The organism is Pseudoalteromonas sp. 4NS20-0020 (assembly GCF_057554385.1).
Window position 1 is genome coordinate 316,918 of the sequence record NZ_BAAJMI010000004.1, and the last position, 13,202, is coordinate 330,119.

Annotated in this window: 11 protein-coding genes; 10 read left to right on the top strand and 1 reads right to left on the bottom strand. The window is 40.9% G+C overall.

Translation table 11 applies throughout. The features are described 5' to 3' along the window. The first annotated feature begins 71 nt into the window (after window positions 1-71). From rpoD to AC27JL_RS12090, 10 genes are all read left to right on the top strand, one after another. On the top strand, window positions 72-1,916 hold the full coding sequence (gene rpoD, locus AC27JL_RS12045) for an RNA polymerase sigma factor RpoD (RefSeq protein ID WP_006794813.1): 1,845 nt from the start codon (window positions 72-74) through the stop codon (window positions 1,914-1,916). A gap of 66 nt (window positions 1,917-1,982) precedes the next feature. Further along, on the top strand, window positions 1,983-2,864 hold the full coding sequence (gene prmA, locus AC27JL_RS12050) for a 50S ribosomal protein L11 methyltransferase (protein WP_008128759.1): 882 nt from the start codon (window positions 1,983-1,985) through the stop codon (window positions 2,862-2,864). A gap of 281 nt (window positions 2,865-3,145) precedes the next feature. Further along, window positions 3,146-4,117 carry a tRNA dihydrouridine synthase DusB gene (dusB, locus tag AC27JL_RS12055; RefSeq protein ID WP_487195789.1) on the top strand — a complete coding sequence of 324 codons (972 nt, stop codon included), beginning with the start codon at window positions 3,146-3,148 and terminating at the stop codon, window positions 4,115-4,117. 19 nt (window positions 4,118-4,136) lie between these two features. Then, the gene (fis, locus tag AC27JL_RS12060) at window positions 4,137-4,427 is read left to right on the top strand and encodes a DNA-binding transcriptional regulator Fis (RefSeq protein WP_002957804.1); all 291 of its coding nucleotides are present in this window, start codon (window positions 4,137-4,139) and stop codon (window positions 4,425-4,427) included. Between the two features lie 191 nt (window positions 4,428-4,618). Then, a complete protein-coding gene (gene purH, locus AC27JL_RS12065; protein ID WP_487195706.1) occupies window positions 4,619-6,205 on the top strand; it encodes a bifunctional phosphoribosylaminoimidazolecarboxamide formyltransferase/IMP cyclohydrolase in 1,587 nt (528 codons plus the stop codon). 101 nt (window positions 6,206-6,306) lie between these two features. Continuing rightward, entirely contained in the window at window positions 6,307-7,128 is an 822-nt protein-coding gene (locus tag AC27JL_RS12070) for a class I SAM-dependent methyltransferase (RefSeq protein ID WP_487195707.1), read from the top strand. Between the two features lie 16 nt (window positions 7,129-7,144). Next, window positions 7,145-8,428 (top strand): phosphoribosylamine--glycine ligase, encoded by a 1,284-nt coding sequence (purD, locus tag AC27JL_RS12075; RefSeq protein ID WP_487195708.1) that lies wholly within the window; start codon window positions 7,145-7,147, stop codon window positions 8,426-8,428. 109 nt (window positions 8,429-8,537) lie between these two features. Next, window positions 8,538-11,078 (top strand): EAL domain-containing protein, encoded by a 2,541-nt coding sequence (locus tag AC27JL_RS12080; protein ID WP_006791166.1) that lies wholly within the window; start codon window positions 8,538-8,540, stop codon window positions 11,076-11,078. Window positions 11,079-11,101: 23 nt separating this feature from the next. Then, window positions 11,102-11,911 carry a DUF2797 domain-containing protein gene (locus tag AC27JL_RS12085; protein WP_006791167.1) on the top strand — a complete coding sequence of 270 codons (810 nt, stop codon included), beginning with the start codon at window positions 11,102-11,104 and terminating at the stop codon, window positions 11,909-11,911. Window positions 11,912-11,913: 2 nt separating this feature from the next. Then, window positions 11,914-12,207: a hypothetical protein gene (locus AC27JL_RS12090; protein ID WP_487195709.1), complete on the top strand. Its 294-nt coding sequence runs from the start codon at window positions 11,914-11,916 to the stop codon at window positions 12,205-12,207. Window positions 12,208-12,222: 15 nt separating this feature from the next. Here the strand turns inward: AC27JL_RS12090 and AC27JL_RS12095 are convergent, their stop codons facing one another. Beyond that, the gene (locus AC27JL_RS12095) at window positions 12,223-13,140 is read right to left on the bottom strand and encodes a histone deacetylase family protein (protein ID WP_487195710.1); all 918 of its coding nucleotides are present in this window, start codon (window positions 13,138-13,140) and stop codon (window positions 12,223-12,225) included. Window positions 13,141-13,202 lie beyond the last annotated feature (62 nt).

Below are 13,202 nucleotides of genomic sequence, written 5' to 3' on the forward strand. Positions count from 1 at the left end.
GGTTGGCATTAATGTAAACCAAGTGATGGCGCCTGTTGTATCAACTTATCAGAGTGGAAGAAACAATCTCTATGGATCCAACTCCTCAGTCACAATTAAAACTTCTGATTCAAAAAGGTAAAGAGCAAGGCTACTTAACTTTTGCAGAAGTAAATGATCACCTTCCACAAGACATAATTGACTCAGATCAAGTAGAAGATATCATAAGCATGATTAATGACATGGGTATTAAGGTTAGCGAAAACGCGCCTGATGCCGATGAACTAATGATGCAAGAAACAACGACAGACGAAGACGCAGCTGAAGCTGCCGCTGCTGCACTTGCTACGGTAGAAAAAGAAATTGGCCGCACTACCGATCCAGTTCGCATGTACATGCGCGAAATGGGCACTGTTGAACTTCTTACACGTGAAGGCGAAATTGTTATCGCTAAGCGTATTGAAGAAGGGATCAACCAAGTACAAATTTCAGTTGCTGAATACCCTGAAGCAATCACTTACCTACTAGAGCAGTGGGATAAGTTTGAAGCAGAAGAAATGCGTTTAAGCGATATCATCGTTGGTTTCATTGATCCAAACGAAGATGAAGCGCCAATTTCAGCAACTAATATCGGTTCAGAATTAAGTGAAAAACAACTTGATGACGACGATGAAGACGATGACAAAAGTGACGATGATGAAGATGAAGAAGAAGTAGATACAGGCCCAGATCCTGAAGAAGCTCGCATTCATTTTGAAAACTTACGTGATTTATATAATAAAGCACGTGATACGTTTGAAGCTAAAGGTCGTTCGCATCCTGACTCACAAGCCGCCATTTTTGAAATTGGTGAGCTTTTCAGAACCTTCAAGCTAATTCCTAAACAGTTTGATCGCATGGTTAACAACATGCGCGAAATGATGGACCGCGTTCGTGTTCAAGAACGTCTAATCATGAAACAAGCTGTACAAATAGCTAAATTACCTAAAAAAGCATTCGTTAAGCACTTTGCTAATAACGAAACAGATCCTTCGTGGGTTGATTTAGAAATTTCAAACAACGAAAAGTACTCAGCTAAACTTGAAGAAGTTAAACCTGAAATAATTCGTTGTATCAATAAGCTATCTATTATTGAGCAAACAACTGGTTTAAGCATAGAGCGTATTAAAGACATTAACCGTCGTATGAGTATTGGTGAAGCAAAAGCGCGCCGTGCGAAAAAAGAAATGGTTGAAGCTAACTTACGTCTTGTAATCTCAATTGCTAAAAAATACACAAACCGTGGTTTACAGTTCTTGGATTTAATCCAAGAAGGTAATATTGGCTTGATGAAAGCGGTAGATAAGTTTGAATACCGTCGTGGTTATAAGTTCTCTACTTATGCTACGTGGTGGATACGTCAAGCAATTACTCGCTCTATTGCCGACCAAGCAAGAACTATCCGTATCCCGGTACATATGATCGAAACGATTAATAAACTTAACCGTATCTCTCGTCAAATGTTACAAGAAATGGGTCGTGAGCCAAATCCAGAAGAATTAGCTGAACGCATGATGATGCCTGAGGATAAAATCCGTAAGGTACTTAAAATTGCTAAAGAGCCAATTTCGATGGAAACACCAATCGGTGATGATGAAGATTCGCACTTAGGTGACTTTATCGAAGACACCACCATTGATTCGCCAATCGATTCGGCAACAATGGAGTCGCTTCGTGGCGCAACTAACGACGTACTAGCGGGCTTAACAGCGCGTGAAGCTAAAGTACTTCGTATGCGCTTTGGTATCGATATGAATACCGACCACACCTTAGAAGAAGTAGGTAAACAATTTGACGTAACACGTGAGCGTATTCGTCAAATAGAAGCGAAAGCGCTGCGTAAATTACGCCACCCTTCTCGCTCAGATTTACTAAAAAGCTTTTTAGACGCTAAGTAATTTAGCGCTTTGTATAAACTAAAAAGGCCGCTGTAGCGGCCTTTTTTCTATTTCAAGGAAATAAAGATGGCTTGGATCCAAATCCGTATCAATGCCAATGCAGCAACCGCAGATGCAGTAAGTGACCTATTAATGGAAGCAGGCAGTGCGTCTGTTACCTTTATAGATGCTAAAGACACACCTATATATGAGCCAAAAATTGGCACTGTTGAATTTTGGGCTGACACCACTGTAATTGGTTTATTTGAAGCTAATCACGATATGAACGAAGTGATCGCACTATTAAAACGCCACGACGAAATAAATGAATCACTCGTTTACAAAATTGAACAGCTTGAAGATAAAGACTGGGAACGTGAATGGATGGATAACTTCCACCCGATTCAGTTTGGTGAAAAGCTATGGATTTGCCCTAGCTGGCGCGATATTCCTGATCCTGATGCTGTTAACGTTTTACTTGACCCTGGCCTTGCGTTTGGCACAGGCACACACGCAACAACAGCTCTGTGTTTAAAATGGCTAGAAAGCCAAGACCTTACCGGTAAAACCGTCGTGGATTTTGGTTGTGGTTCGGGCATTTTAGGTATCGCTGCTATTAAATTGGGTGCTGAGCGCATGATAGGGATAGACATTGACCCGCAAGCACTCGAAGCAAGTTTAGATAACGCTAACCGTAATGGCGTTGCTGATAAACTTGAAGTGTACTTACCAGAAAACCAGCCAGAGTTTACTGCAGATATTGTAGTGGCTAATATTTTAGCGCAACCTCTGCGTGAGCTTCACAGTGTGATTTTAGGATTGTTAAAGCCAGGTGGCAAAATTGCGATGTCTGGGATTTTAGAAGAACAAGCACAATCGGTTGCTGACATATACGCGCCCTTTATTGAGCTCGATGAAATTGCCATTGAAGGTGATTGGACCCGTGTTAGCGGTACAAAAAATAGCTAAGCATATACATTATAAACTTTAGAGTATTAACTCAAAAGTCGCATGTAAAGCCTGTATTTAACAGGCTTTACTATTTTTTTACAAAATAAAAAATAAACATTATTTATTATAAAAACATCATTCGTTCAAATTTCACACAAATAAACCCTTCCGTCATACGGTTATCAAATGTCAATACGAAAAGAGCAAAAAAAAGTCACTTTTGTTCAATTTATAGCCTTTGATTTTTGTCAAAAAAGCCGTAAACTTAGCGCCCCTTGAAAAGAGGCCTATTGAATACAGTGCGTATCGGTAAATACCAACTTGAGAATAATGTAATTGTTGCGCCTATGGCCGGCATTACAGACAGACCATTTAGACAACTCTGCCGTCGCTTAGGTGCCGGGCTTGCTGTGTCTGAAATGTTATCGTCAAACCCAAGGGTTTGGAAAACTGAAAAGTCGATGAATCGTATGGATCACAGCGGTGAGTCGGGTATACGCGCGGTGCAGATTGCAGGAGCTGATCCTGAGCTTATGGCGCAGGCCGCACAATTCAATGTTGCTAACGGTGCACAAATCATAGATATCAATATGGGGTGCCCAGCAAAAAAAGTGAACAAGAAACTCGCAGGCTCTGCTTTATTACAGTTTCCTGAACTCGTGGAAGAGATTATTGATGCAGTGGTTAATGCTGTTGATATACCTGTAACACTTAAAATCCGTACAGGATGGGATCCGGATAACCGTAATGGTGTAGAGATTGCGAGAATAGCTGAACGTTATGGCATTGCATCACTGGCTGTACATGGGCGTACACGCGCATGTATGTATAAAGGTGAAGCAGAGTACGCCACGATTAGGGATATAAAACGTTCAGTGTCAATTCCTGTTGTTGCAAATGGTGATATTACCTCGCCAGAAAAAGCAAAACAGGTTTTAGACTATACGGGTGCAGATGCCATTATGATTGGTCGAGCCGCCCAAGGTCGCCCTTGGATATTTAGGGAAATAGACCACTATTTGCGAACTGGTGAACACATGCAGCCACCTGCTATTGCAGAGGTGCGCAGTATTTTAATGGAGCATTTAACAAACCTCCATGCGTTTTACGGTGAGCCAATGGGCGCGAGAATTGCTCGCAAACATGTATCTTGGTATTTGCAAACCCATGACAGTGATGGTCAGTTTAGGCGAGTATTTAATGCGCTCGACAACTCAGAAGCACAGGTCGTCGCATTAGAGCAATACTTTAAAACACTAGCAGCTAACTAAGAAAGAAAGAGACTTTATAATGTTCGAACAAAACGTGACTTCTCCATTTATCACAAACCCTCATGTTCAGTCACACGAGAAACCGCAGCCATTGCGTGATGCAGTAAAAAAAGCTGTTCACCACTACTTAAAACAGCTTAACGGTCAAGATGTGCAAGACGTTTACGACCTTGTTCTTTCAGAGCTAGAAGCGCCATTACTTGAAGAAGTAATGACATACACACGTGGTAACCAAACTCGTGCAGCTATTTTACTAGGTATCAACCGTGGTACTTTACGTAAAAAGCTAAAAAAATACGGCATGAACTAATATGCTGGCTGTGATAAATCACAGCTGTTTATTAAAAAAGCACCTTAGGGTGCTTTTTTTATGCGTACAATTTAGTAGAGATGTTGCAAAATGCTCACGCTTATTGGCGCTTTATAAGTCGTTTTTTAAGTTGTAATCAGTTAAAATGCCCGCTTCTAAGCTAGCTCATTAACTGAGGAAATCAAACTACAATGGATACTCATCGTCCCATTCGTCGCGCACTTTTAAGTGTGTCTGATAAAACCGGTATTGTTGAATTCGCCCGCGCACTAGAAGCACAAGGTGTAGATATTTTATCAACTGGCGGTACGTGTAAACTCCTTGCTGATAACGGCATAAAAGTGACTGAAGTTTCAGATCACACCGGTCACCCTGAAATCATGGATGGCCGCGTAAAAACCCTTCACCCTAAAATTCACGGCGGTATTTTAGCCCGTCGCGGACAAGATGAAGATGTAATGGCAGATAACAACATTTCTGCAATCGACATAGTTGTAGTTAACTTATACCCCTTTGCGAATACTGTCGCTCAAGAAAACTGCAGCCTTGAAGATGCCATTGAAAATATTGATATTGGCGGCCCGACAATGGTTCGTGCAGCTGCTAAAAATCACAAAGACGTAACGATTGTTGTAAACGCAAGCGATTACGATCGCGTTATTAGCGAGATGCAAAATAACAATGGTTCAACTACGTATAAAACACGTTTTGACTTAGCCATTGCAGCCTATGAGCACACAGCTCAATACGATGGCATGATTGCTAATTACTTTGGCAAAATGGTTCCTGATTACACTGAAGAAGCCGTTGAAGACACTAAGTTCCCACGTACTATCAACATGCAATTCACTAAAAAGCAAGATATGCGTTACGGTGAAAACTCACATCAAGATGCTGCTTTTTACGTTGAAAACGATGTAAGTGAAGCATCAGTTGCTACTGCTACTCAGTTACAAGGTAAAGCATTGTCGTTTAATAACATTGCAGATACCGATGCAGCCCTTGAGTGCGTTAAAGAATTTGATGTACCTGCGTGTGTTATTGTTAAACACGCAAACCCGTGTGGTGTTTCAATTGGTGAAGATATTCTTAGTGCTTACGAGCGTGCATTTAAAACAGACCCAACATCAGCGTTTGGCGGCATTATTGCCTTTAACCGCGAGCTTGACGCTGCAACAGCACAAGCCATTGTTGACCGTCAATTTGTTGAAGTGATTATTGCCCCGAGCATTTCAAGTGAAGCTGCAAAAGTTGTTGAAGCTAAAAAGAACGTACGTTTATTAGCGTGCGGACAATGGAGTGGCAAAGCAACGGGCCACGATATTAAACGCGTAAACGGCGGCGTTTTAGTACAAGATCGCGACCTAGGTATGGTTACTCAAGGCGACTTAAAAGTCGTCTCTAAGCGTCAGCCTTCTGAGCAAGAACTTAAAGATTTACTGTTTTGCTGGAAAGTCGCTAAGTTTGTTAAATCAAACGCGATTGTGTATGCCCGCGACGGTATGACTATTGGTGTAGGCGCAGGCCAAATGAGCCGCGTTTACTCTGCTAAAATAGCGGGTATTAAAGCTGCTGATGAAAACCTAGAAGTACCGGGTTCTGTTATGGCATCGGATGCGTTTTTCCCATTCCGCGATGGCATAGATGCTGCTGCAGCCGCTGGTATAACAGCGGTTATTCAACCGGGTGGTTCAATGCGCGATGAAGAAGTTATCGCGGCCGCGGATGAAGCGGGCATGGCTATGGTGTTTACTGGCATGCGTCACTTCCGCCACTAATCACAAAAAGGGTTAAGCTCAACGTTTAACCCTTTTTGTTTGCAAGCAATTCACGTATTCTGATTATTCTAACTCCTAATTTTAATGTGAAGGAACAAACGATGAAATTTGCACTAAAGTCTCTACTTGTTGCTAGCCTAGCACTTACTTCAACAATGGCATTGAGCCATAACCATGAATCAAGCCTAAGCCACGCAATAAAAGCAAGCGAGCGAAGCGCTAAAAATAGTGCTCGTGATGAATATCGCCACCCTGAGCAAACATTGGCATTTTTTGGCTTTAAACCGTCAATGACCGTTGTAGAAATTGCGCCAGGTGGTGGTTGGTACAGTGAAATTTTAGCGCCAGCATTGAAAGAGCAAGGCTTATACTACGCTGCTCATTTCCCTAGCGACTCATCGGTTGGTTACTATCAACGCTCATTAGCTGCGTTTAAACAAAAAGTAGCTGAAGACGAACGCTTTAGTAATGTTAAAATTACAGAGTTTGCCCCTTTAACCCACCTAGATATTGCGCCTGCAGAATCTGCCGATATGGTACTTACCTTCCGCAATGTGCATAACTGGTATATGGGTAAAGATACAGACGGTGCATTGAGCGCATTTAAAGCGTTTTATAAAGCACTAAAACCAGGTGGTACATTGGGTGTGGTTGAGCATCGTTTAGCTGAAAACCGTGCTGATGAGGATCAAAAAACATCAGGTTATATGAAACAGAGCTACGTGGTTGACCTTGCAAAGCAAGCAGGATTTGAGCTAGCAGCAACTAGTGAAATTAATGCTAATCCAAAAGATACAGCCGATCACCCTAAAGGGGTGTGGACGCTACCACCTAGCTTAAGACTTGGCGAACAAGACGTTGAAAAATATAAAGCTATTGGTGAAAGCGACCGTATGACGCTTAAATTTAAAAAACCGCTTTAAATAGGAATAGTACGCCATGAATGTATTAGTCATTGGCAGCGGCGGCCGCGAACACGCACTTGCGTTTAAGGCCGCTCAAAACAGTAAAGTAAATACCGTGTTTGTTGCTCCAGGTAACGCAGGTACTGCACTTGAGCCTAAACTCGAAAACGTTGCAATTAACGTTGAAGATTTAGATGGCTTATTAAAATTTGCTCAGCAAAACAATGTAGAGCTCACCATTGTAGGCCCTGAAGTACCGCTCGTATTAGGTGTTGTGGATAAATTTCGTGCACATGATATGGCTATATTTGGCCCAACAGCGGGTGCTGCCCAACTTGAAGGCTCTAAGTCGTTTACGAAAGACTTTTTAGCTCGCCATGATATACCAACCGCCGATTACCAAACATTTGAGCAAATTGACCCGGCCCTTGCTTATTTAAAAGAAAAAGGTGCGCCAATTGTAATTAAAGCCGATGGTTTAGCCGCAGGTAAAGGCGTTATTGTTGCAATGACACATCAGGAAGCTGAAGACGCTATTCGCGATATGCTTGCCGGTAATGCCTTTGGTGATGCTGGTAGCCGTGTTGTTATTGAAGAGTTTTTAGAAGGCGAAGAAGCCTCTTTCATTGTAATGGTAGATGGTAAAAACATCCTTCCGTTTGCAACAAGCCAAGATCATAAGCGTGCTTATAATGGCGATGCTGGTCCAAATACTGGCGGTATGGGTGCATACTCTCCTGCGCCAGTGGTGACAAACGAAATCCACCAACGCATTATGGATGAAGTGATCACCCCGACAGTAGAAGGCATGGCAAGCGAAGGCCATCCGTACACTGGCTTCTTGTACGCAGGTTTAATGATAGATAGCTCAGGTACACCTAAAGTTATCGAGTATAACTGTCGTTTTGGCGACCCTGAAACACAACCTATGATGCTACGTTTACAATCAGATTTAGTTGAACTGATTGAAGCAGCTAACCGTGAAGAACTAGATAAAACCACCATCGAGTTTGACCCACGCGCAGCGGTAGGCGTTGTACTTGCAGCTAAAGGCTACCCGGGTGACTACCCTAAAGGCGATGCTATTTCAGGCCTTAAGGTTAACTACCCTGCTGATGAAAAAGTATTTCATGCGGGTACTAAACAAAGCGGCGATGATGTTGTTACTGCCGGCGGCCGTGTTTTGTGCGCAACGGCATTGGGTAATAGCGTAACAGAAGCACAACAACGAGCCTACGAGCTGGTTAAACAAATTAGCTGGGATGGTATGGAGTATCGAACTGATATTGCTTATCGTGCTATTGCTCGCGAGCAGTAAGCTAATAAAAATTGATTGGTATGACCAATTAATTTAACTAAAAAAGCGCAGTTCACCTGCGCTTTTTTAGTGCTACACTAATTAAAAGTTTTTAAAAAGTAAGCATACATTGGAACTTAGAACTTTACGTTATCATTCACTTGCTGTTGCCATTTTGATATTTATATTTTTTATTATCAATACATTGGCTTCAAACCTAGTAGTGCCTACTCGTTACACAATTGATAAAACATCACCAATGTACCTCAATCACGCCTACTACATTGATGAAACCAAAAACCAAACATTCGATGCAATTATCAAGCAACCTAATTTACTTACCCATGCTCCTTTTTCAGAAATTCCTTGGAGTTTTACTCAGCAAAATTATTGGTTGTTTCTTGATTTAGAAAACAAAAGCCAAGAAAGTCAAAAAGTAGTTGCTCACTTTGATAACCCAATGGCCGATCACCTCACAGTTTATCGTTTAGATAAAAACAACCATATATTAAAAACTTATAAGTTAGGTGATAGAGAAAAAAAACTGACTTTGTTTCAGTACAGCGTGCCACACATCAACTTTTTGATGGAGCAAAAATCAACCCAGCGCCTCGTTATTAAAATAGACACCGTGGGCATTAGCAAAACACCTATCAATTTATACCGCGATAAAGAATTTGTAGATTTAATGCGTTCTCAAACTGGTATTTGGGGAATATTTGCTGGCGTATTACTCATGGCTGCACTTTACAACCTAGTACTCTATTTTGGTATAAAAGACCGGGTTTACCTTGTTTATATTGGTTACATAATTAGCGCACTGATACTAATGGGTATTGTGCTTGGGTTTGGGTTTTACCTTTGGCCTTTAGAGTGGCAACTATTTTTTCATCACAAAGTCATTGTGAGTAATTACGCGGTTTCGTTTTTTACTCTCGCCTTTTGTACTATGTTTTTGCGCTACCATAAAGATAAGTGCTGGCGATACACAATGAGCAAAGCGCTGCTTTCTCTTATGTTTGTTATGGGTATAGCTAGCTTTTTTATTCCTGAAAACATCGCTGCGCCACTTTTTTTCTGCGTATTAGCGCTGCTATATGTTGCATGCACTATATTAATTTATAAAAAACTGCTTAGTGGTTTTAGATGGGCCAAATTTTACGTTTTTTCGTGGGTTCCCCTTATTTTAGGTGCTGTAATACAACCACTGGAGCTCACCGGCGTGATTGATTACAGTTTCACTTCGCGTCACGCCTTTTTGGTGGCGATTTTATGTGAAATTGTTTTAATGGCCATGGCGTTGGCTGATCGTGTACGCTATCAACGAGAGCGCGCGCTTTACCATGCAACTCACACTCAACAAACTAAGTTGCTTAATAGCTCTAAGCTCAAACAAGCATTTATGTCCCTGCAAAGCCAAAACCGTTCTACCACCTTGTGCCTAATAAAAATATGTCATTTTAATTCGCTTAATACCATCATTACATCGACTCAAGGTTACACCCTCATAAAGCACATTGCTGAGCGACTAGAGAATGAATTAATGCACGAAAGAGAGTTTGCAAACCTTGAAACCGATTTAAATAACAGTCCTCGTCTGGCTGATCTAAACAGTGGTGTATTTGCTTGTATCTCAACCAAAAACCAAAACCAAGACACACTCAAGACACTACTCACAAAAGTCATTAGTAACCTCCCCAAGCAATATGAAATTAAAGGTTTGAGTCTGCAACTCAACTACACAATTGGCATTAGTAGTGCAAACCAAAGTAATGATTTTGAATATTGGTTAAAGCGCGGTTACTTAGCCTTAAAAGATGCAAAAGGACGTGCAGATCGCGTTGCGTCGTCTGCAATTAATAACAGTTTAATAATGGATGTTGGTTTGGCGGCTCATTTGCAAAAAGCAATTAAAACAAACCAGCTTGCGCTGTATTATCAACCGCAAATAAGTTTAGTTAATAATCAAGTAATAGGCGCTGAAGCGCTACTACGCTGGCCTGATCCCACCTATAAAAACATTTCGATTGAAGAGCTTGTAATTTTGGCAGAGCATACCGGAATAATTAATGAGCTGACCTTGTGGGTTATTGAACAAGCTTGTAAAGATCTTGTAGAGCTAATTAACAGCGGCCATAAAGAGCACACAATTAGCGTTAACTTAAGCGCTAAAAACTTAGCCATTAATAACTTAGCTGAAAAAATAGAAAATATATTAATCAAACATCAAGCACCCGCTCACTTACTTAAGTTTGAATTAACTGAATCTGCCTTTGTAGAAAGCCAAGACGTGCTCATTAAATTAGTTGATGAATTATCAGCATTAGGAATAAAAGTTGTACTCGATGACTTTGGCACAGGTTACGCATCATTGAGCTACCTTGTTAACTACCACTTTAGCGAGCTTAAAATAGATAAATCATTTATTTTTGACCTCGTTAATAACCCCGCTCACCAAGTCATAGTTCAAACATCAATAGATATGGCGCACCAGCTTAACTTGTCAATTACTGTAGAAGGTGTTGAAACTCAAGAAATCCACCAGCTATTAAAACAAATGAATGCAGACCGCGCACAAGGTTATTTATATGCTAAAGCGTTGCCTTATCCTGAGTATGTTAATTTCTTAAAAAGCCAATACAGTTTAAAAATGTTAGACTCTCCTTTTTAAACATCTTTAGGGGCTATGTGAAGATGCAAGGCACACTGCGTAAATTAAAATCGAGCTTAACAGAACCCGTTCAATATCACCTTCCCGTTGGCGATGAGCTAGTTAATTTAAATGCTTTTATAGGTAAAGAACTAACGCTTACATTTAGCGGCACTATTTTGTGTTCTAACTGCGGTAAAAAAACCAAAAAAAGTTATTCTCAAGGCCATTGTTTTGTTTGTATGCGTAAGCTCGCTAGCTGCGACATGTGTATTATGAAACCAGAAACCTGCCACTACGATCAAGGTACATGTCGAGAGCCACAGTGGGGCGAAGCTAATTGTATGATCCCACATTACGTTTACTTAGCTAACACCTCGGGATTAAAAGTAGGTATTACGCGCCATACACAAATACCTACACGTTGGATTGACCAAGGCGCCACTCAAGCTTTACCTATTTTTAAAGTACAAACACGTTTGCAGTCGGGATTGGTAGAGGTTGCATTAGCAGAGTTTATTGCCGATAAAACTAATTGGCGCAATATGTTAAAAGGTCAAAACGAAGCTATAGACTTAAAAGCTGCCGCCGCTGAGCTTATTCCACAAATTAGCGATAAACTAAACGAGCTTAGTGAGCTATTTGGCGCAACAGCCATAGAACAACTTGATGAAGACGTGGTTGATTTAAACTTTCCAGTCACCGAATACCCAACCAAAATCAGCTCATTTAACTTTGATAAAAACCCCGTTGTAAGCGGTATTTTACAAGGTATTAAAGGCCAATATTTAATATTTGATAACGGCGTTATTAATATACGTAAATTTACTTCATACGAAGTAACTGTAGGCTAACCATGTTAAACAGCTTTCCACAGTTAATGGTTATTTATAATGAGCTTGAAGTAGCGCGAAACCAGCAAGAGCAAAATGAGTGCTTACACGGTGTTGCCTTAAGTGAACTAAGTAATGTGAGAGTGCTTAATAAACAAGGTGAATACCTTAACCTACAAGCTCAACCTTGCTTAGCCTTAACCGAAGAGCAGCTAGCATACCTTGTTACTGCTTACCTATTAAATGAAGGGCATTGTTGCCTAGGTAAAATTAAAACGCTAAGTACTTCACAGGCATTTGATTTACTCGGGCTTTAAACATACTTTTAATAACTATTGCTCGCTAAGCACTTTAATATGCGCTACTGCACTTCTACCCAATGCTGATAGCGCATAGCCCCCTTCCAAATACGATATAATTCCCTTACAGCCACTTTCTTTTGTTACTTTGCATAGCTGCTCAGTGAGCCAAATGTAATCGTCTTCTACAAAATTTAGGCTTGCCATGTCATCTTCTACATGTGCGTCAAAACCTGCACTTATAAATAACAGTTCAGGCTTAAAATCTTTTAATTTTGGTAACCATTGGGTGTTGAATACCTCTTTTAAATCGCCCCCATTGCTTGCAATGGGTAAAGGCGAATTAACAATATGGCTATTATTTTTAACCGCTGTATTTGGGTAAAATGGGTATTGAAATAACGAGCAAAGCAGTACCCTTTCATCATCAATAAAAATGTCTTGGGTTCCGTTACCATGGTGTACATCAAAATCGGCAATCGCAATACGTTTGATGCCTTTGCTTTGTGCATACTTAACAGCAATCGCTAAATTATTAAATACGCAAAACCCTGATGACGACTGCTTATTGGCATGATGCCCTGGCGGACGCACAGAACAAAATGCCGCGTCTAGCTTATCATTAAGTATTTCATCTACCGCTAAAACCCCGGCCCCCACCGCGCGCTCAATTGCTTTAAATGAGTCAGGGCAAAGCCATGTATCGCCATCGAGGTTATTTAAGCCCTCTTGAGGAATTAATCGCTCAACCAAATTAACCATCGCCTCATCGTGCGCTAGTAAATAATGTTCTCGATGAGCTTTAGGCGCTTGTAAATGCTTTAACCCCACGTCTACGCCACTGGCAAGTAAGCGATCAGTTATCGCATCTAAACGTTCTGGGCACTCAGGGTGGTCGTCTATCATTTTATGTTTACGGCAATGTGGATGTGAGATAACTGCAGTACGCATAAAAACTCCAAAAACCAAATAAGTGAAAACTTAATATAACAAAGCCACCCGATGGTGGCTTT